Genomic DNA, 23345 nt, shown 5'->3' with positions numbered 1-23345 from the left:
CTGGGATCTTGGGGGGGTGTATGAGTCGCGCTGACCGGACGTTTCCACTGACGCGGGGGCAGCTAGATATCTGGCTCGCGCAGGAAACGGGCGGTTTCGGTGCGAAGTGGCAACTCGGCGAACTTTTGCGAGTCGAAGGCACGCTAGACGCCGGTTTGCTCAAGCAAGCGATCGTCCAAGCGGTGCGCGAGGCTGAGCCACTCAGAGCTGCCTTTTTCAAAATTGACGGCCAGGTTCTTCAGACACCGCTTGACTATCCGGATATCGAGCTCGCTCGCTACGATCTCGCCGACTCGGCGGACCCTGCACAGGACGCCAATCGGTTGGCGTCGTCGATCCAACGCACGCTAATGCCGCTCGACGGCCCGCTGTTCAAATTTGCGCTGTTTGAAACACACGCGGACGAATGCTATTTGTTCGCATGCTGCCACCACATTGTGGTGGACGGCATTGGCGTCACCCTGGTCTGCCATCGGATCGCCGACATCTACTCGGCCATGGCGCAGGGCGGGCCCGTTCCGCCCGCATTTTTTGGAACGTTGCGCGATCTCATCGACGCAGAATCGCAATACGAGGCGTCCCCCGACTATCTCGAGGATCAGGCCTACTGGACGAAAAATCTTCCGCCGGAAGGCGAGCCGCGCTACCGGTTGGCGGCCGCGGCCGAGCGCGACGGACAGCCGTCCGCGCCGGTGCAGCTCGACCCCGCGGCCGTCGCCGGGATACAGGCGTTGTCGCAGGCCTTGGGGGTACGTCGGTCGTCGGTGATCACTGCCGCGTGCGCGCTGCTGGTGCGCGCGTTCGACACCGAGAGCCCAGAGGTGGTGCTCGACTTTCCGGTGAGCAGGCGGGTGGCTCCGCAGGCGCAGATGGTGCCCGGAATGATTTCCGGGTTCGTCCCACTGGTCCTGCAAACGTCGCCGGGGACGGCGGTTGTCGACTTTTGTCGACGGGTGGACACGCGAATGCGGGAAGCGCTGCAGCACCAGCGGTTTCCGGTCCACGCTATTGACTACAAGGCGAGTCTGCGTGGCTCCGGGCAAGCCTCGAACCGCGTTGTCGTCAACTTCATTCCGGCCACACACACCGGCTTTTTTGACGGGGCCGCAACAACCGGAACACTGACCCATGCCGGCCCGGTCGAGTTCGGTTTGGTCTTTTTCAAGGACGAAGATCAGCTGTTTCTGAGCACCGTGGGTGCTGGACAATTCTTTCCGCATTGCGATGTCCGCGAATTAGCAGGGCGGCTGGAGCGCGTACTGGTGGCGATGGCCGCCGATCCGCAGCGGTCATTGTCGTCGGTGGATTTACTCGACGAGCCCGACCGGGCGCGGCTGGATCGGTTCGGCGGGCGCGCCCTGTTGACCGGGCCGGCGGCCGCGCCGTTGTCGGTTCCGGCTTCGTTTGCCGCCCAGGTTGCGCGCACGCCCGAGGCGGTGGCGATCACCGACGCCGGGCGTTCGATCTCTTATCGCGAATTGGAGGAGACGTCGAACCGGTTGGCGCGCAAGCTCGTTGATCTGGGTACGGGTCCGGGTCAGTATGTGGCGCTGCTGTTTTCGCGGTCGGCCGAGGCGGTCGCGGCGATGCTGGCGGTGCTCAAGACGGGAGCAGCGTACCTGCCGCTGGATCCGGCGGTGCCGTCGGCGCGAATGGAGTTCATGCTCGCCGATACCGCACCGACGGTGGCGGTGACGACGTCGGACCTCGCGGGTCGTCTCGAGGGCTCTGGGGTGGTGGTGCTTGACGTCAACGATGCCGGCCTTGACGGGCGCTCAGATGGGTGCTCAGACGGTGCAGTGCCGGCGCCGGAGCCCGACGATGTGGCGTATCTCATCTACACCTCGGGCACAACCGGTGCGCCCAAGGGGGTGGCGGTTAGCCACGGCAGTGTGACGCGGTTGATCGGCTCGTTGGACGAGCGGCTGCCGGCGGCCGGGGTGTGGACGCTGTGCCATTCGCTGGCGTTTGACGTGTCGGTGTGGGAGATCTTCGGCGCGCTGCTGCGCGGGGGTCGGCTGGTGGTGGTGCCCGAACCGGTGGTGCTCGCCGCGGAGGAGTTCCATGCCCTGCTGACCGCCGAGCGGGTCACCGTGTTGACCCAGACCCCGTCGGCATTGGCCGCGCTGCCCCAGCACGGGTTGGGCGACACCGCGCTGGTGGTGGTCGGTGAGGCGTGTCCGGTGGAGGTGGTGGATCGGTGGGCGCCGGGGCGGTTGATGGTCAACGCCTACGGTCCGACCGAGACGACCATGTGTGTGGCGATCAGTGCCCCGCTGACCCCCGGGAGCGGGGTCGTGCCGATCGGGTCGCCGGTGGCCGGGGCGGCGCTGTTCGTGTTGGACCGGTGGTTGCGTCCGGCGCCGGTGGGTGTGGTGGGGGAGTTGTATGTGGCCGGCACCGGTGTCGGGGTCGGGTATCTGGGCCGGGCCGGGTTGACAGGGTCGCGATTTGTGGCGTGCCCGTTCGTTGGGGCGGGGCAACCTGGACAGCGGATGTATCGCACCGGGGATTTGGTGCGTTGGGGTGTCGATGGGCAGCTGCAGCATCTGGGCCGCGCCGATGAGCAGGTCAAGGTGCGCGGGTACCGCATCGAGCTCGGCGAGATCCAGGCGGTGTTGAGCGGACTGGACGGCGTGGAGCAGGCGGTGGTGCTGGCTCGCGAGGACCGTCCGGGCGACAAGCGGCTGGTCGGCTACGTCACCGGGACCGCGGACCCCGCCGAGATCCGCGCCGAGCTCGGCCAGCGGATACCGGAGTACATGATCCCGGCGGCCGTGGTGGTCCTCGATGCGCTGCCGCTGACCGTCAACGGCAAGCTCGACACCCGCGCCCTGCTGGCACTGCAAGCCCAGGACGTTGATCGGTACCGGACACCGGATAACGCGATCGAGGAAATCCTGGCCGGCATCTACGCCGAGGTGCTGGGGCTCGACCGGGTCGGGGTGGACGACTCGTTCTTCGACCTGGGCGGCGACTCGCTGCTCGCCATGCGCCTGACCGCGGCGATCAAGACCTCGCTGGGCGCCGACATCGCGGTGCCCACCGTGTTCGACGCGCCCACGGTTGCCCAGTTGGCCCTGCACGTCGGCGAGGGTTCGCCGCGGCTGGAGCCGCTGGTGGCCCGCGACCGGCCGGCGGTGGTGCCGTTGTCGTATGCCCAGCAGCGGCTGTGGTTCGTCGAGCAGTTGCACGGGCCTTCGACGGTGTTCAACATGGCGACCGCACTGCGGCTCGACGGGCGCCTGGACGCCGAGACGCTGCGCGCGGCGCTGGCCCACGTGGTCGGCCGTCATGAGAGCCTGCGCACCCTGTTCGTGTCGCCGGACGGGATCCCCCAGCAGCTGGTGCTGCCGGCCGAGCGCGCCGAATTCGGTTGGGAGGTCATCGATACCGCGGGCTGGCCGGACGGGTCGGTTGGTCGGCTAGCTGAGGCCATCGACGCGGCGGCGAGTCACACATTCGACCTGAGCATTGAGATGCCTTTGCGCGCAACCCTTTTCCGCATCACCGAAGACGAGCATGTGCTGGTGGCCGTGTTGCACCACGTCGCCGCGGACGGCTTGTCGATCGCGCCGTTGTTACGGGATCTTGCGGTGGCCTACGCCAGCCGGCGCGCCGGGCGCGCACCCGAGTGGGCGCCGCTGCCGGTGCAGTACGTCGACTACACGCTGTGGCAACGCGCGCTGCTCGGCGATCTGGCCGACAGCGACAGCCCCATCGCTGCCCAGCTTGCCTATTGGGAGCGCGCGCTGGCCGGGATGCCCGAGCGGCTGCAGTTGCCGACCGATCGGCCCTACCCGCCGGAGCCCGACCAGCGTGGCGCCACCGTCGTCGTGGACTGGCCGGTGGAGTTGCAGCAACAGGTCGCGCGGGCGGCTCGCGAGCACAATGTGACCAGCTTCATGCTGGTTCAGGCCGCGTTGGCGGTGCTGCTGTCGAAGCTCACCGCCAGTCCCGATGTGGCCGTTGGGTTTCCGATCGCCGGCCGGAGCGACCCCGCATTGGACGATCTGGTCGGCTTTTTCGTCAACACGCTGGTGCTGCGGGTCGACGTGGCCGGCGATCCCACCGGCGTCGAGCTGCTGGCGCAGGTGCGCGAACGCAGCCTGGCCGCATACGAGCACCAAGATGTGCCCTTCGAGGTGCTGGTCGAGCGGCTCAACCCGACCAGGTCGTTGGCCCATCACCCGCTGATCCAGGTGGTGATGGGTTGGCAGTTCGCCGGGGACAGCGATCCAGCGGCCAAGCTGGACCTGGGTGACCTCCAGGTCACGTCGATGCCGGTGGAAATCCGCACCGCCCGTATGGATTTGACGTTCGCCCTGGCCGAACGCGTCGGCGAGGCCGGTGAGCCCGCCGGGATCGGCGGCACGGTGGAATTCCGCACCGACGTGTTCGACGCGGCCAGCATCGAGGTGTTGATCGAGCGGTTGCGGCGGGTCTTGCAGGCGCTGACCGCCGACCCGACGCGGCGGGTGTCGTCCATCGATGTGCTGGACCCAGCCGAGCACGCCCGGCTGGCGCAGCTGGGGCACACCGCGGCGTTGACGGCTCCCGCGCCCGCGCCGGCGTCGATCCCGCAGGCGTTCGCCGAACGGGTGGCCGCGACGCCGCAGGCGCCGGCGATCACCGACGGTGAGCGTTCAATCAGCTATGCGGAACTCGACGACGCGTCGAACCGGTTGGCGCACAAGCTGATTGCGCGGGGTACGGGTCCGGGAGAGTGCGTGGCGCTGCTGTTCACGCGCTCGGCCGAGGCGGTCGTGGCGATGCTGGCGGTGCTCAAGACCGGCGCGGCGTATCTGCCGCTGGATCCGGCGGTGCCGGCGGCCCGGATGGACTTCATCCTCGCCGATGCCGCACCGAGCGCGGCGATCACCACGGCGGATCTCCGTTCGCGGCTGGACGGGCATGGCACTGCCGTGATCGATGTCGAGGACGCCGCTGTCGACACCGGGTTTGACACCAGCACGCCCCTGCCGGCACCCGACCCGAACCAGATCGCCTACCTGATCTACACCTCGGGCACCACCGGTGTGCCCAAGGGGGTGGCGGTCACCCACCGCAACGTCACCCAGCTGTTGGGCTCGTTGGACGAGCGGCTGCCCGCGGCGGGCGTGTGGCCGCTGCGTCATTCGTTGGCGTTCGACGTGTCGGTGTGGGAGATCTTCGGTGCGCTGCTGCGCGGGGGGCGGCTGGTGGTGGTGCCCGAACCCGTGGTGGCCGCCGCGGAGGAGTTCCACGCGCTGCTGGCCGCCGAGCAGGTCACCGTCCTGACCCAAACCCCGTCGGCGTTGGCCGCCCTGCCCGAACACGGGCTGGGCGACACCGCGCTGGTGGTGGTCGGCGAGGCGTGTCCGGTCGAAGTGGCCGATCGGTGGGCGCCGGGGCGGTTGATGGTCAACGCCTACGGCCCGACCGAGACGACGATGTGCGTGGCGATCAGCGCCCCGCTTGCCGCCGGAGCCGGGTCGGTGCCGATCGGTACTCCCGTGGCCGGAACGGCGCTGTTCGTGCTGGACCGGTGGCTGCGCCCGGTGCCCGCGGGCGTGGTCGGCGAGTTGTACGTGGCCGGCGGCGGCGTCGGCGTCGGGTATCTGGGCCGGGCCGGGCTGACCGGATCGCGGTTCGTCGCATGCCCGTTCGTTTGCGCGGGGCAACCGGGACAGCGGATGTATCGCACCGGGGATTTGGTGCGTTGGGGCGTCGACGGGCAGCTGCAGCATCTGGGCCGCGCCGACGAGCAGGTCAAGATTCGCGGCTACCGCATCGAACTCGGCGAGGTCCGGTCGGCGCTGGCGGGGCTGGACGGCGTCGAGCAGGCGGCGGTGATCGCCCGCGAGGACGCCCCCGGGGTGAAGCGTCTGGTCGGCTACGTCGTCGGGGCCCCCGGCCTGCTGGACCCGGCCGCGGTTCGTGCGCAACTCGGCGATCGGCTGCCCAGCTACATGGTTCCGGCGGCGGTCGTGGTGTTGGACGAGTTGCCGTTGACGGTCAACGGCAAGCTCGACACCCGCGCCTTGCCCGCACCGGAATACGTTGGCGCCGAGCAGTATCGGGCCCCAGAGGGCGCGATCGAAAAGATCCTGGCCGGCATCTACGCCGAGGTGCTGGGGCTGGAGCGGGTCGGGGTGGACGACTCCTTCTTCGACCTGGGCGGCGACAGCATCCTGTCGATGCAGGTGGTATCCCGGGCCCGGGCCGCGGGTCTGGCGTGTCGGCCGCGCGATGTCTTCGTCGAGCAGACCGTGGAAAGGCTGGCCCGACTGGCGCGGGTCACCCGTGACGCCGACGAGAATGCCCCGACCGATGAGGGCGTCGGGCCGCTGCCGGCGACTCCGATCATGCGCTGGCTGGCCGGCGTGGACGGCCCCACAGGGCAGTTCAATCAGGCGCTGGTGGTGCGCGCGCCCGCCGGCGTCACCGAGGCCGACGTGGTGGTCGTGCTGCAGGCCCTGCTGGATCGGCACGCCATGCTGCGGCTGCGCGTGGACGCGGACGAGGCCGGCGGGGTCTGGTCGTTGACGGTGCCCGAACCCGGCGCGGTCGACGCCCGCTCATGCCTGCGCGCCGTCGACGAGTTGTCGGATGCGGCGGTGGTGACGGCGCGCTCGCGGTTGGATCCGGCCGCCGGGGTGATGCTCAGCGCACTGTGGGTGGCCGCGACGGGTGAGTTGGCGATGATCGTTCATCACCTGGCCGTCGACGCGGTGTCATGGCGAATCCTGTTGGAAGACTTGAACATTGCCTGGGGTCAACGCCGGCTCGGGAAACCCGTGGACCTGCCGGCGGGCGGCACGTCGTTCGCCCGGTGGGCGTCGCTGCTGGCCGAGCGGGCCTACGCGCCGGAAGCGGTGCAGCTCGCCGAGGCGTGGCGTCAGGTGGCGGCGGCGCCCGCGGTGGTGCCGGCGCCGCAACCGGCGGTGGACACCTACGCCTCGGCGGGCCAGTTGACGGTGTCGTTGGACGTCGACACCACCCGGGTCCTGCTGGGTGAGGCGCCGGCGGCGTTTCGCGCTGGCGTGCAAGACATTCTGTTGATCGCGTTCGCGCTTGCCTGGACCCAATTCCTGGGCACCGGCGCGACGCGGATCGGCATCGATGTGGAGGGCCACGGCCGCCACGAGGAACTGGGACCGCACATCGACCTGTCCCGCACCGTCGGGTGGTTCACCGCCAAGTACCCGGTGTCGCTCGGCGTCGGCGGGCTGTCCTGGGCGCAGGTCACCTCCGGCGATTCCGCGCTGGGGGCGGTGATCAAACACGCCAAGGAACAGCTGCGCGCCCTCCCGGAGCCGCTGACCTACGGCCTGTTGCGCTACCTGAATACCGACATCGATCTGGGCGGCTCCGAGCCGCTGATCGGATTCAACTACCTGGGGCGGTTGGGCGCCCCCGCGCAGACTGCGGCCGCCAACGAGCTATGGCAGATCCGCCCCGACGGCATGGAGTTGACCCACGCCGCCGCGGCGGTGCCAATGCCGTTGCCGCACACCGTGGAACTCAACGCCGGAACGGTGGACGCCGAAGCCGGCCCACATTTGCAGGCCAATTGGACGTGGGCGCCGTCGGCAATCGACGGCGCCCACGTCCACCTGCTGAGCCGGCTGTGGTTCGAGGCCCTGGCCGGCATCTGCGCTCACGTGCGGGGCGGTGGTGGTGGCCTGACGCCGTCGGATATTGCGCCGGCCCGGCTGAGCCAGCGGCAGATCGACGAGCTGGGCCAGCGGTTTGCGATCGCCGATATCTTGCCGTTGACCCCGCTGCAGCAGGGGCTGCTCTTCCACGCCCGCACCGCGACGGCCGGCGACGATGTGTACGCGGCGCAGCTGGACCTGGCGTTGAGCGGCGCCCTGGATCAGGATCGGTTGCGCGACGCGGTGCACGTGGTGCTCAACCGCCACCCGCATCTGGCGGCCCGCTTCCCGCGACAGTTCGACGAGCCCGTGCAGATCGTTCCCGCCGACCCCGCGCCGGTGTGGCGCGTCGTCGACCTCGCTAACGGGGATGATGAAGAGGAACAGATTCGGCGGCTGTGCGCCGACGAACGGGCGGCGGTGTGCATGCTGGCCGACGAGCCGGTGTTCCGGGCGGCGCTGATCCGCACCGCCGACGACCGGCACCGGCTGGTGCTGACCAACCACCACATCGTGATGGACGGCTGGTCGCTGCCGATCCTGCTGGGCGAGATCTTTACCGCCTACCGCGGACACCGCCTGCCCGCGGCGGTCCCGTACCGACGGTTCGTCTGCTGGCTCGCCGATCGCGACCTCGATGCCGCCCGCGCCGCCTGGCGGCGGGTGCTCGCCGGCTTCGACACCCCCACCCTGGTCGCGCCGCGGGCCGGATTGGGCAGGGGCGCACGCGGCGAGGCCGCGTTCCGGGTGCCCGCCGAAACGACCCGGGCCATCGGCGAACTCGCGCGCGCACACCACACCACCGTCAACACAGTGCTGCAGGGCGCGTTCGCGCAACTGCTGGCCGCGCTGACCGGTCAGCACGACGTCGCCTTCGGCACCGCCGTCTCCGGCAGGCCGGCCGAATTGGCCGGCGCGGACTCGATGGTGGGGCTGTTCATCAACACCGTGCCGGTGCGGGCGAACATCAGGCCGGCAACCACCACCGTGGACCTGATCGATCAGCTGCAGCGCGCCTACACCGACACCCTCGAGCATCAGCACTTGGCGCTCAACGAGATTCACCGAATCACCGGTCACGACAAGCTGTTCGACACCCTATTCGTGTATCAGAATTTCCCGATCGACGGCGCCGCGCTGTCGGGTGACCAAGAACCGGCCATCACCGCGTTCACTGGCCGCGAATACAACCACTACCCGCTGACGGTGCAGGTCCAGCCGGGCCCCGAACTGAGCCTGCGCGTCGAATACGACACCGATGTGTTCGACGCGGCCAGCGTCGGGGTGTTGGCCGATCGGCTGCAGCGGGTGTTGGCGGCCATGGCCGCCAACGCTGGGCGGAGGCTGTCGTCGGTGGACGCGCTCGGCGCCGGCGAGCACGCGCAACTGGAGGAGTGGGGCCAGCGGTCGGCGCTGACGTCGCCGCCGGCGGCGGCGGTCTCGATTCCGGAGGTGTTCGCGGCGCGGGCCGCGGCGTACCCAGGGGCGGTGGCGGTGACCGATGGGCCGCGTTCGGTCTTGTATCGGGAGCTTGACGAGGCGTCAAATCGGTTGGCGCATGCGCTGATTGGGCGTGGTGCGGGTCCGGGTCAGTGTGTGGCGTCGCTGATGGATCGCTCCGCCGAGGCGGTGGTGGCGATACTCGGCATCGTGAAGACCGGCGCTGCGTATCTGCCGATCGACGCGGGTCATCCCCAGCAGCGGATCGACTTCATGCTGGCCGACTCCGCGCCGATCGCCGCGGTGAGCACCGCCGCGTTGCGGTCGCGGCTGGGCGACGGCGTGCCCGTCGTCGATATCGACGACCCCGCGATCGCGGCCCAGCCCGGCACGGCCCCGGCTTCGGTGACGCCCGCCGAGGTGGCGTACGTGATCTACACCTCGGGCACGACGGGGGTGCCCAAGGGGGTCGGCATCACCCACGCGAACGTGACCCGGCTGATCGGGTCGCTGGATGAGCGGCTGCCCGAGGCCGGGGTGTGGCCGCTGTGTCACTCGCTGGCGTTCGACGTGTCGGTCTGGGAGATCTTCGGTCCGCTGCTGCGCGGCGGACGGCTGGTGGTGGTGCCCGAGGAGGTGGTGGCCGCCCCGGACGACTTCCATGGGTTGCTCGCCGCCGAGCAGGTCACCGTCCTGACCCAGACCCCGTCCGCGCTGGCGGCCCTGGATCCCGCCGGCCTACAGGCGCCGGCTTTGGTCGTCGTCGGTGAGGCGTGCCCGGCCGAGGTGGTGGATCGCTGGGCGCCCGGGCGCACCATGATCAACGCCTACGGCCCGACCGAGACGACGATGTGCGTGGCGATCAGCGCGCCGCTGCGCGCGGGCGGCGGCGCGGTGCCGATCGGGTCGCCCGTGAACGGGGCCGCGCTGTTCGTGCTCGACGGGTGGTTGCGTCCGGTGCCGGCGGGGTCGGTCGGCGAGTTGTATGTGGCCGGTTCCGGTGTGGGCGTTGGGTATTCGGGACGGGCAGGCCTGACCGGGTCGCGGTTCGTGGCATGCCCCTTCGGCGCACCCGGGCAACGCATGTACCGCACCGGGGATCTGGTGTCCTGGGGCGCCGACGGGCAGTTGCGGTACGCCGGGCGCGCCGACCAGCAGGTCAAGATCCGCGGGTATCGCGTCGAGCTGGGCGAGGTCCGTGCGGCGCTGGCCGGCCTGGACGGCGTCGAGCAGGCCGTGGTGATCGCCCGCGAGGACCGCCCGGGCGACAAGCGCCTGGTCGGGTACGTCACCGGCAGACCAGACCCGGCCAGCATCCGCGCCGCGGCGGCGCAGCGGCTGCCGGCCTACATGGTTCCCGCCGCCGTCGTCGTCCTCGACACGCTGCCCCTGACGCCCAACGGCAAGCTCGACACCCGAGCCCTGCCCGCACCCGAATACACCGACGGCGACCGCTACCGGGCCCCGTCCGGCGCCGTCGAGGAGATCCTTGCCGGCATCTACGCCCAGGTGCTGGGGCACGAGCGGGTCGGCCTCGACGACTCCTTCTTCGACCTCGGCGGCGACTCCCTCTCGGCGATGCGCCTGATCTCGGCGATCAACGCCGGCCTGAACGCCGACCTTCCGGTGCGCACCCTGTTCGACGCGCCCACGGTTGCCCAGCTGGCGTCGCGCCTCGGCGAGGGCGGTGGAAGCCGGCTCACGCCGCTGGCGCCGGTGCAGCGGCCCGCGGTGGTGCCGCTGTCGATTGCCCAAAACCGGTTGTGGTTCCTGGACCAGTTGCAGGGGCCCTCACCCGTCTACAACCTGGTGGCGGGGCTGCGGTTGACGGGACGCCTGGATACCGATGCCTTGGCCGCGGCGCTGGTCGATGTGATCGGCCGTCAGGAGAGCCTGCGCACACTGTTCGTCGCGACCGACGGGACACCGCAGCAGGTGGTCGTGCCCGTCGATCAAGCCGGCATCGGGTGCGACATGGTCGACGCGACCGCCTGGTCGACGACCCAGTTGGAAGAGGCGGCGGTCGACGCGGCGCGTTACACGTTCGACCTGAGCGCCGAGATCCCTTTGCGGGTAACACTTTTCCGCGTTGCCGACGACGAGCATGTGCTGGTGGCCGTGCTGCACCACATCGTCGCCGACGGCGGGTCGATCACCCCACTGGTAGCGGATCTGGGCGCGGCCTATGCCAGCCGGTGCGCCGGACAGGCCCCGGATTGGGCCCCGCTGGCGGTGCAGTACGCCCATTACACGCTGTGGCAGCGCGCGCAGCTGGGCGACATGGCCGACGGCGAGAGCCCGATCGCGGCGCAGCTTGCCTACTGGGAGCGGGAGCTGGCCGGGCTGCCCGACCGGCTGCAGTTGCCCACCGATCGGCCCTACCCCCCGGTCGCTGAGCACCGCGGCGCCAGCGTCGTCGTGGACTGGCCGGCTGAGTTGCAGCAGCAGATCCGTCGCACCGCCCGCGAGCACAACGCGACCAGTTTCATGGTGGTGCAGGCCGCCCTGGCCGTGCTGCTGGCCAAGCTCAGCGCCAGCAACGACGTGGCCGTGGGCTACGCGATCGCCGGGCGCGGTGACCCCGCGCTCGACGAGCTGGTCGGCTTCTTCGTCAACACCTTGGTGCTGCGGGTGCAACTGGCCGGCGACCCCACCGTCGGCGAGCTGCTGGGTCAGGTGCGCCGACGCGGGCTGGCCGCCTTCGAGCACCAGGATGTGCCCTTCGAGCTTCTAGTCGAGCGGCTCAACCCCACCCGAAGCCTGACCCATCACCCGCTGTTCCAGGTGGCGGTGGACTGGCAGAGCAACCAGCCCGCCGAACTGGCCCTGGGGGATTTGCTCGTCACCGCGGTGCCGGTGGAGACCCGCACGGCCCGAATGGATTTGATGTTTTCCTTCGCCGAACGCTTCGGCGAAACCGGTGAGCCCGCAGGGGTTTCCGGAGCGGTGGAGTTTCGCACCGACGTGTTCGACGCGGGCACCGTCGAGGCGCTGGTGGGGCGGCTGGAGCGGGTGTTGGCGGCGATGGCCGCCGACCCGGCGCGGCGGCTGTCGTCGATCGACGTGCTCGATTCCGGTGAGCATGCGCGGTTGGCGCAGTGGGGTCAGCGGTCGGCCCTGACTGCGCCGGCTCCGACGGCGTTCTCGATTCCTCGCGTGTTCGCCGAGCGGGTGGCGGCGGCGCCGGAGGCGGTGGCGGTGACCGACGGCGCGCGTTCGGTGACCTATCGCGAGCTCGACGAGGCGTCAAATCGGTTGGCGCATACGCTGATTGGGCGCGGCGCCGGCCCAGGCCATCGCGTGGCGCTGGTGGTCGAGCGTGGCGTCGAGGCGGTGGTGGCCGTATTCGGAGTGCTCAAGACCGGCGCCGCCTACGTGCCGATCGATGCGGCCCTCCCGCGGGAGCGGATCGGTTTCATGCTCTCCGATTCCGCGCCGGTGCTGGCGGTGTGCACGGCCAAGCTGGCGTCCCGGGTGGGCGAGGCCGTGCCGGTGATCGACGTGGCCGACCCCGCGCTGCGGGCGCAGCCGGCGACCGCGCCCGGGTCGGTGGCCGCCGGCGAGGTGGCGTACGTGATTTACACGTCGGGCACGACGGGCGTCCCGAAGGGGGTGGCGGTCACCCACGCGAACGTGACGCGGTTGATCGGGTCGCTGGATCAGCGATTGCCGACCGGCGGGTCGTGGCCGCTGTGCCATTCGCTGGCGTTCGACGTGTCGGTGTGGGAGATCTTCGGCGCGCTGTTGCGTGGGGCTCGGCTGGTGGTGGTGCCCGATGCGGTGGCGGCCTCGCCCGAGGAGTTCCACGCGCTGCTGACCGACCAGGGGGTCACCGTCTTGACTCAGACCCCGTCAGCGTTGGCCCTGCTGCCGAACCGCGGCATGGAAGACACCGCCGTGGTGGTGGTGGGTGAGGCGTGCCCGGCGGAGGTGGTCGACCGGTGGGCGCCGGGCCGGGTGATGGTCAACGCCTACGGCCCGACCGAGACGACGATGTGCGTGGCGATCAGCGCGCCGCTGAAGGGCGGGCCCTCGGGTGCGGTGCCGATCGGCTCGCCGGTGGTCGGGGCGGCGTTGTTCGTGCTCGACGCGTGGTTGCGGCCGGTTCCCGCGGGTGTGGTCGGGGAGCTGTACGTGGCGGGCGACGGTGTGGGCGTTGGGTATTGGGGCCGGCCGGGATTGACCGGGTCGCGGTTTGTGGCGTGCCCCTTCGCTGAAGGCGGACAACGCATGTACCGCAGCGGCGATCTGGTGGCGTGGGGCCGCGACGGCCAACTGCGCTACCTCGGCCGCGCCGACGAACAGGTCAAGATCCGCGGGTATCGCATCGAACTCGGTGACGTCCAGGCGGCGCTGGCCGGATTGGACGACGTCGAGCAGGCAGTGGTGATCGCCCGCGAGGACCGCCCGGGCGACAAGCGCCTCGTCGGCTATGCGGTTGGGGCCGTGGGGATCACGCTGGACCCGGCCGCGATCCGCGCCGCGCTGGCCGATCGGCTGCCGGGCTACATGGTGCCGGCGGCGATCGTGGTCCTCGACGCGCTGCCGCTGACGGTCAACGGCAAGCTCGACACCCGCGCGTTGCCGGCACCCAAATACGGCGGCGCCGAGGATTACCGTGCCCCCGACGGCGCCGTCGAGGAAATCCTGGCTGGCATCTACTCCGAGGTCCTCGGCGTCGAACACGTCGGCCTCGACGACTCCTTCTTCGACCTCGGCGGGGATTCCCTGTCGGCGATGCAGGTGGTGACGCGGGCCCGGGCGGCGGGCCTGACGTGCCGGCCGCGCGACATCTTCGTCGAGCAGACCGTCGGCCGGCTGGCCGTCGTCGCCGCGGTGGCCGACGACGCGGCCGTCGTCGACGAGGGCATCGGGCCCGTGCTGGCCACCCCGATCATGCGCTGGCTGCACGACATGGACGGCCCGACCGAACAGTTCAACCAGGCGGTGCTGCTGCAGGCACCCCCGGGAGTGGCCCTGGCCGACGTGGTGGTGTTGATCCAGGCGCTGCTGGACCGCCACGCGATGCTGCGGCTGCGCGTCGACGACGACGGCATGGGGGGCTGGTCGTTGCACGTGCCCGAACCGGGTTCGCTGGATGCGCACAAGTGCCTGCAATCGGTGGACGTGCGGTCGGACGAAGCGGTGCTCGAGGCGCGGTCGCGGTTGGACCCGGCCGCCGGGGTGATGCTCAGCGCGCTGTGGGTGGCCGGTACCGGTTCCGAGGCGAGCGAGCTGGTCATGATCGTCCACCACCTGGCCGTCGACGCCGTGTCGTGGCCAATCCTGTTGGAAGACCTCAACATCGCGTGGGCCCAACACCACGCCGGGCAACCGGTGAACCTGTCGGCGGGCGGCACGTCGTTCGCCCGGTGGGCGGCGCTGCTGGCCGAGCACGCGCACTCGCCCGAGGTGGCGGAGCTGGCCGACGCGTGGCGGGCGGTGGCGGCGACCCCGGCGGTGCTGCCGGCGGTGCAACCGGAGGTGGATACCTACGCCAACGCCGGTCACCTGTCGGTGTCGCTGGACGCGAAGACCACCGAACTGCTGCTGACCGAGGTGCCGGCCGCGTTTCACGCTGGGGTGCAAGACATCCTGCTGATCGCGTTCGCCTTGGCGGTCGCGGAGTTCGCGGGTGGCGCCGCGCGGATCGGAGTTGACGTGGAGGGCCACGGCCGCGCCGAGGACCTGGCCCCCTCGGGCGAGCAGGTCGACCTTTCGCGCACGGTGGGCTGGTTCACCACCAAATACCCTGTGTCCCTTGCGGTCGGGGAACTGTCCTGGGCGCAGGTGACCGCCGGCGGGGCGGCGCTGGGGAAGGTGGTCAAGGACGCCAAGGAGCAGCTCCTCGCCCTTCCCGACGGCCTGACCTACGGCCTGCTGCGATACCTGAACCCCGACATCGACCTGGGCGGGTCGGACCCGGTGATCGGGTTCAACTACCTCGGGCGGCAGGGCGCCGCGGGCGCCTCGGGGGCCGATGCCGCCGCCGGGTCCGGGGAGTTGTGGCGACTGAGCCCGGACAGCATGTCGGTTTCTTCGGCCGCGGCGGCGGTGCCGATGCCGCTGGCGCACACCCTCGAGCTCAACGCCGGAACGTTGGAAAACCCCGACACCGGCCCGCAGCTACACGCGGCCTGGACCTGGGCACCGTCGGCACTCGATGGCGCGCAGGTCGGCCGGCTGAGCCGGCTGTGGCTCGAGGCCCTGGCCGGCATATGCGCGCACGTGCAGAGCGGCGGCGGCGGGTTGACGCCCTCCGATGTAGCGGCCTCGCTCAGCCAAAAGCAGATCGACGAACTGCAGCGGCGATATGCGAATCGCTGACGTACTGCCGCTGACCCCGCTGCAACGGGGGCTGCTTTTCCATGCCCGCACCGCGCCGGCGAGCGACGACGTCTACGCGGTGCAGCTAGCGATCACCGTGACCGGCCCGCTCGACCCCGACCGGCTGCGCGACGCGGTGCACACGGTGATCACCCGGCATCCGCACCTGGCCGCGCTGTTCGACGAAGAGCTCGACGATCCGGTGCAGATCATCCCGGCCGATCCCGCACCGGGCTGGCAGTATGTCGAGCTCGACGGCGAAGATGTCGACGAACAGCTCGAGCGGCTGTGCGCCGCCGAACGTGCCGTGGTGTGCGCGCTGGCCGACGAACCGGCGTTCCGGGCGGCATTGGTCCGCACCGCGCCGGATCGGCACCGGCTGGTGTTGACGAACCACCACATCGTGATGGACGGCTGGTCGCTGCCGATCCTGCTGGGCGAAATCTTCGCCGGCTACTACGGGCACCGCCTGCCCGCGCCCACGCCGTACCGCAGCTTTGTCACATGGCTGAACGGTCGTGATCACGCGGCGGCAAAGGCGGCCTGGCGCAACGCATTAGCGGGCTTTGACACGCCCACACTGGTGGGCCCGCCGGACCGATTGGAACTGGGACGTCGCGTCGCGGAATCGTTCCGGGTGCCCGAGGAGACGACGCGGGCGCTCGGCGAGCTGGCCCGCGCACACCGCACCACGGTCAGCACCGTGCTGCAGGGCGCGTTCGCGCAGGTGTTGTGTTGGCTGACAGGCCAACACGACGTCGTCTTCGGGACCGCGGTCTCGGGCAGGCCGCCGGAGCTGACCGGCGCGGAATCGATGGTGGGGCTCTTCATCAACACGGTGCCGGTGCGGGCGACCATCACGCCGGCCACCACCACCGCCGACTTGCTGCGCCAGCTGCAGGGCACCTACACCGACACCCTGGAACACCAGCACCTGGCGCTCAGCGAGATTCACCGAATCACCGGTCAGGACAAGCTCTTTGACACCCTGTTCGTGTACCAGAGCTATCCGGTCGACACCGCCGCACTGTCGGGCGATCACGAGTTGTCCATCAGCGACGCCGCCGGCCGCGAATACAACCACTACCCGTTGACGGTGCAAGCCCAACCGGGTCGCGAACTGAGCCTGCGCGTCGAATACGACGCCGACGTCTTCGACGCCGTCAGCATTGAAGCGCTCGTCGCACGGTTCCAGCGGGTGCTGGTGGCCATCACGGCCGACCCGGCGCGACGGCTGTCGTCATTGGATCTGCTGGACGCCAATGAACGTGCCCAACTTGACGCGATCGGCAACCGATCCGTGCTGACCCAACCCACAACGCCGGCGTCGCTGCCGGCGTTGTTTGCCGCGCAGGTGGCCCGCACCCCGGATGCGGCGGCGGTCAGCTGCGGGCCGGTTTCGTTGACCTACCGCGAACTCGATCAGGCCGCCAATCGGGTGGCGCACCTGCTGACCGCGCGGGGCGCGGGCCCGGGGCGGTGTGTGGCGTTGCTGCTTCCGCGCTCCGCCGACGCGATCGTCGCGATTCTGGCGGTGCTGAAAACCGGGGCGGCCTACCTGCCCATCGACCCGGCGCTGCCGCCGGGCCGGATCGAATTCATGACCTCCGATGCGGCCCCGACCGCGGCGCTCACCACCGCCGACCTGGCGGCGCGGCTGGACGGGCTGGGCCTGGCGGTCATCGATATCGGCGATCCCGCAGTCGACAGCCAACCCAGCACCGCGCCGCCGGCGCCGGCCCCGGACGACCTCGCCCACATCATCTACACCTCCGGCAGCACCGGCGTCCCCAAAGGCGTTGCGGTGACCCATCACAACGTTGCGCAGCTCTTCGACGCGCTGAAGATCGGTGTGGAGCTGGCGCCCGAACAGGTGTGGACGCAGTTCCACTCCTACGCCTTCGACTTCTCGGTGTGGGAGATCTGGGGTGCGCTGCTGTTCGGCGGGCGGCTGGTGGTGGTTCCCGCCGAGGTCGCCCGCTCAGCGGAGGAATTCCACGCCCTGCTCGTCAACGACGGCGTCACCGTGTTGACCCAGACCCCCTCGGCGGTGGGGATGCTCCCACCGCAGGGGCTGGGGTCGACGGCGTTGGTGATCGGCGCCGAGCCGTGCCCCACCGAGCTGGTGGACCGGTGGGCGCCCGGGCGGGTGATGGTCAACGTGTACGGCCCCACCGAGACGACGATGTGGGTGTCGAAGAGCGCGCCGCTACGGCCGGGGTCGGGCGCGCCCCCGATCGGCTCGCCCATCACCGGGGCGGCGCTGTTCGTCCTTGACGGGTGGTTGCGCCCGGTGTCCGTCGGGATAGTCGGCGAGTTATACATCGCCGGCCGTGGCGTAGGCGTGGGGTATGTGCGTCGGCCGGGGCTGACCGGGTCGCGGTTCGTGGCATGCCCGTTCGGTCAGCCGGGCGCGCGCATGTACCGCACCGGGGATTTGGTGTGGTGGGGCCCGGACGGCCAATTGCGGTACGTCGGGCGCGCCGACGAGCAGGTCAAGATCCGCGGGTATCGCATCGAGCTGGGCGAGGTGCAGGCCGCGCTGACCAAGCTGGACGGCGTCACGCAGGCGGCGGTGATCGCCCGCGAGGACCACCCGGGCGTCAAGCGGCTGGTGGGTTATGTCACCGGCACCGCGGACCCGGCCCAGATCCGCGCGCAGCTGGGCGAGCGGTTGCCGGGCTACATGGTGCCGTCGGCGGTGGTGGTGATCGATGCGTTGCCAGTGACACCGAACGGCAAGCTCGACCAAAAAGCGCTGCCAGCACCGGAATACGCCGCGGGGGAGTATCGGGCACCGGCCAACGCGGTCGAGGAGATCCTGGCCGGCATCTACGCCCAGGTGCTCGAGCTCGAGCAGGTCGGCGTCGATGACTCGTTCTTCGATCTGGGCGGGGATTCGCTGTCGGCGATGCGCCTGATCGCCGCGATCAATCAAGCGTTGGACGCCGGCCTTGCGGTGCGCACGGTGTTCGAGGCGCCTTCCGTTGCCCAGTTGGCGGCTCGTGTCGGCGGGGAGTCAAACCGGTTGGCGCCGCTGGTGGCCGTCGAGCGCCCGGCGGTGCTGCCGTTGTCGTTTGCCCAGCAGCGGTTGTGGTTCCTGGACCAGTTGCAGGGCCCGTCGCCGGTGTACAACATGGCGGCCGCGGTGCGGTTGGACGGCCGCCTGGATGCCGAGGCGCTGCGGGCGGCGCTGGTCGATGTGGTGGGCCGCCACGAGAGCCTGCGCACGCTGTTCGCCGCTCCCGACGGCATACCACAACAGGTCGTCATCCCCGTCGACCCGGCCGGCATCGGCTGGGAGGTTGTGGAGGCGACCGCTTGGTCGGGCGCGCAGCTGGACGCGGTGATCGGCGCGGCGGCGGGCTACGCATTTGATTTGGCGACCGAGATCCCCTTGCGGGTAACGCTTTTCCGCCTCGCCGACGACGCGCACGTGCTGGTGGCGGTGGTGCACCATATCGCCGCCGACGGTTGGTCGATCACCCCGTTGATCCGGGACCTGGCCACGGCGTACGCCAGCCGGTGCGCGGGCGCGCCCCCCGACTGGGCGCCGCTGCCGGTGCAGTACGCCGATTACACGCTGTGGCAGCGCGCGCAGCTGGGCGACATGGCCGACGGCGACAGCCGCTTCGCCGCCCAGCTGGCCTACTGGGAGCAGGCGCTGGCCGGGGTGCCCGAGCGGCTGCAGTTGCCCACCGACCGGCCCTATCCGGCGGTCGCCGATCAGCGCGGGGCGACGGTGGCGGTGGACTGGCCCGCCTCGGTGCAGCAGCGGGTCGCCCAGGTGGCGCGCGGGCACAACGCAACGAGTTTCATGGTCGTCCAGGCGGGCCTGGCGGTGCTGCTGGGCAAGCTCAGCGCCAGCAGCGATGTGGCGGTGGGCTTCCCGATCGCCGGGCGCTCCGATCCGGCGCTCGATGAGCTGGTCGGCTTCTTCGTCAACACCCTGGTGCTGCGCGTGGTGCTCAGCGGTGACCCCACGGTGGCCGAGTTGCTGGCCCAGGTGCGTCAGCGCAGCCTGGCCGCCTTCGAGCATCAGGACGTGCCCTTCGAGGTGCTGGTGGATCGGCTCAACCCCACCCGAAGCCTGACCCATCACCCGCTGATCCAGGTCGTGCTGGCCTGGCAGAACTCGGCTGCACTGGGCAACGAGCCCGTCGCGGGGATGCCCTTCGGTGACCTGCGGGCCACCTCGGTGCCGATCGAGGCACACACCGCCCGAATGGATTTGGTGTTTTCGCTGAGCGAGCGTTTCACCGACACCGGCGAGCCGGCCGGGATCGGCGGGGCGGTGGAATTCCGCACCGACGTGTTCGACGCGGCCAGCGTCGAGGTGCTCATCGAGCGGTTGCAGCGGGTGCTGGCGGCGCTCACCGACGACCCGGGGCGGCGCCTCTCGTCGATCGATCTGCTCGACGTCGCGGAGCGCGCCCACCTCGATGAGCTCGGCAACCAGCGCGCGTTGACCCGGCCGCCGGCCGGGCCGGCGTCGGTTCCGGCGCTGTTCGCCGACCAGGTGCGGCGCACACCGGAAGCGGTGGCGGTGACCTTCGAGGGCCACTCGGTGACATACCGCGAGCTCGACGAGGCCGCCAACCGGTTGGCGCACCTGCTGGCCGAGCACGGGGCGCGTCCGGGACATGTTGTGGCGCTTCTACTTTCGCGTTCGACCGAAGCGGTGATGGCGACGCTGGCGGTGCTCAAGACCGGCGCGGCCTACCTACCGATCGATCCGGCGCTGCCGGCGGCCCGGATCGAGTTCATGCTCGCCGACGCCGCGCCGATCGCCGCGATCGCCACACCGGGACTGCGCCCGCCGGACGGATGCGAACTGCCGGTCATCGACATCCAGGACCCGCGAATCCGGACCTACCCGTCCACCGCCCCGCCGGTGCCGGTCCCCGAGGACATCGCCTACGTCATCTACACCTCGGGCACCACCGGTGTGCCCAAGGGGGTGGCCGTCACCCACCGCAACGTCACCCAGCTGCTGGCCTCGCTGGACGCCGGATTGCCGCGGGCGGGGGCCTGGACGCAGTGCCACTCCCTGGCGTTCGACTTCTCGGTGTGGGAGATCTGGGGCGCGCTGCTGCGGGGGAGGCGGCTGGTGGTGGTGCCCGAGTCGGTGGCCGCCTCGCCGGACGACTTGCACGCCTTGCTGGTCGCCGAACGTGTCGGCGTCCACAACCAAACTCCGTCCGCGGTGGGGGCGCTCTCGCCCGAGGGTTTGGAGTCGACGGCGTTGCTGCTCGGCGGGGAGCCCTGCCCGGCCGAGGTGGTGGACCGGTGGGCGCCGCGGCTGGCATTCAACGCCTACGGTCCGACCGAGACGACGATGTGCGTGGCGATCAGTGCGCCGCTGCAGCCGGGATCCGGGGTGGTGCCGATCGGCTCGCCGGTGCCCGGGGCGGCGCTGTTTGTGCTGGATCAATGGCTGCGTCCGGTGCCGGCCGGGGTGATCGGCGAGTTGTATGTCGCCGGTGCCGGGGTGGCGTGTGGGTACGTCGGTCGGGCGGGACTGACCGCGGCGCGGTTTGTGGCCTGCCCGTTCGGGGCTCCCGGGCTACGCATGTATCGCACTGGAGACCTGGTGTCCTGGGGGCCGGACCGGCAGCTGCGCTACCTCGGCCGGGCCGACGAGCAGGTCAAGGTGCGCGGGTATCGCATCGAACTCGGTGACGTCCAGGCGGCACTGGCCGCAGTCGACGGGGTCGAGCAGGCGGCCGTGATCGTCCGCGAGGACCGACCGGGCGATGCGCGCCTCGTCGGCTATGCGGTGGGGACCGGCACCCTGGATCCGGCCGCGGTACGCGCCGCGCTGGCCGAGCGGCTCCCGCTCTACATGGTCCCGGCCGCGATCGTGGTCCTCGACGCGCTGCCAGTGACGGCCAACGGCAAACTCGACACCCGCGCCCTGCCGGCACCCGAGCACACCGCGGGCGAGTATCGGGCGCCGACCGGCGAAACCGAGGAGATCTTGGCCGGCATCTTCGCCCAGGTACTCGGCGTCGAGCGAGTCGGCGCGGACGACTCGTTCTTCGACCTGGGCGGCGACAGCATTTCGTCGATGCAGGTGGTGGCGCGGGCCCGTGCCGCCGGCCTGCTGTTCCGGCCCCGCGACCTTTTCGTCGAGCAGACCGTGACCGGGCTGGCCCGGGTCGCGGCGGTGGCCGGTCAGGCCGGCCCGATCGACGAGGGCATCGGACCTGTCTTGGCCACCCCGATCATGCACTGGCTGGCCAGCGTGGATGGGCCGGTACAGGAGTTCAACCAAACCATGGTGGTGCAGGCGCCCGCCGGGGTCACCGAGGACGACGTGGTCGTCGTCCTGCAGGCACTGCTGGACCGCCACGCCATGCTGCGGCTACGCATCGACCAGGACGAGGCCGGCGTCTGGTCGCTGACGGTGCCCGAGGCCGGCTCGGTCGACGCGCGCGACTGCCTGCACGCGGTGGACGTGTTGTCCGAGGATGCCGTCTTGGCGGCGCGGTCGCGATTGTCGCCGGCGACCGGCGTGATGCTGAGCGCGTTGTGGGTGGCCAGCGGTGGCCAGCTGGTGTTGGTCGTGCACCATCTGGCCGTCGACGCGGTGTCGTGGTGGATCCTGTTGGAGGACCTCAACATCGCGTGGGCGCAGCACCGCGCGGGCCAGGACGTGGTGCTGCCGGCGACCGGGACGTCGTTTGCCCGGTGGTCGGAGCTGCTGACCGCGCACGCAAGCCGTCCGAACGTTGTGCGCGATGCCGACGCCTGGAAGCAACTCGCGGCGGCCTCCTGCACAACGGGCGCGCTACCCGCGGTGCGGCCGGCGACGGACACCTATGCCACCGCCGGGCATCTGTCGATGGCTTTGGACGCCGAGACAACGCGCTCGCTGCTGTCCGAGGTGCCGGCCGCGTTCCACGCCGGCATCCAAGACGTTCTGCTGATCGCGTTCGGGTTGGCGGTCGCCGAGTTTTTGGGTAACGGCAGCACGCCGATCGGCATCGACGTGGAGGGCCACGGCCGCCACGAGGAGCTGAGCCCCGATCTGGATCTGTCGCACACCGTCGGATGGTTCACCACCAAATACCCGGTGGCGCTGACGATGCGGCGGGTCGGCGGCCTGCGCTGGGCACAGGTCATCGCCGGGGACGCCGCCCTGGGCCCGGTGATCAAAAACGCCAAGGAGCAACTCCGCGCGCTGCCCGATCCATTGACCTACGGACTGCTGCGCTACCTGAACAGCGACGTCGATCTGGGCTGCTCCGACCCGGCGATCGGGTTCAACTATTTCGGCCGAGTGGGCGCCCTGGCGGCTGAGGCCGCCGATGGATCCGATGCCGGTTGGCGGCTCAGCCCCGACGGCTCGGCGTTGGCCGGCGTCGCCGCGGCCGTGCCCATGCCGCTGGCGCACACCGTCGACCTCAACGCCGTCGCGCTGGAGAATCCCGACACCGGCCTACACCTACAGGCCAACTGGACGTGGGCGCCCTCGGCCCTCGACGACGCGGCGGTCACCCGGCTGGGTCAACTGTGGTTCGACGCCCTGGCCGGCATCTGCGCGCACGTGCGCGCCGGCGGCGGGGGGCTGACGCCGTCTGACATCGCGCCCGCCCGCCTCACTCAGCACCAAATCGACGAGCTGCAGCGGCAATTCGAGATCGTCGATATCTTGCCGCTGACCCCGCTGCAGCAGGGCCTGCTCTTCCACGCCAGCAGCGCGCACGGCAACTACGACGACGTCTACGCGGTGCAACTGAGCATCACCGTGACCGGGCCGATCGACCCCGACCGGCTGCGCGATGCGGTGCACACCGTCGTCAACCGGCATCCCAACCTGGCGGCTCGATTCGTCAGCCACTTCGACGAGCCCGTGCAGATCATCCCCGCCGATCCGGTGGCGGGGTGGCGCTACGTCGAACTGGACCACGTCTCCGATGCCGATGCGCGGAT

2 protein-coding genes (1 of these 2 only partly in view) are annotated in these 23345 nt (G+C 70.4%); both read left to right on the top strand.

Annotated features, from left to right (window positions below; translation table 11 throughout):
* Positions 1–20 precede the first annotated feature (20 nt).
* Positions 21–15407, top strand: a complete 15387-nt coding sequence (locus G6N66_RS14670; protein ID WP_085232842.1) for a non-ribosomal peptide synthetase — start codon at positions 21–23, stop codon at positions 15405–15407.
* Positions 15394–23345, top strand: the 5' end (the start) of a protein-coding gene (locus G6N66_RS14665) for a non-ribosomal peptide synthase/polyketide synthase (protein WP_163645850.1). Its footprint extends 22075 nt past the window's final position; the window shows 7952 of its 30027 coding nt (coding positions 1–7952); the start codon lies at positions 15394–15396; its stop codon lies off the right edge, out of view. The genes G6N66_RS14670 and G6N66_RS14665 overlap by 14 nt, the downstream gene beginning before the upstream one ends.

The sequence above is a fragment of the Mycobacterium conspicuum genome (genome assembly GCF_010730195.1).
In the GTDB taxonomy this organism is placed as follows: Bacteria; Actinomycetota; Actinomycetes; order Mycobacteriales; family Mycobacteriaceae; genus Mycobacterium; species Mycobacterium conspicuum.
This window is presented reverse-complemented; position numbering and strand designations above follow the sequence as displayed.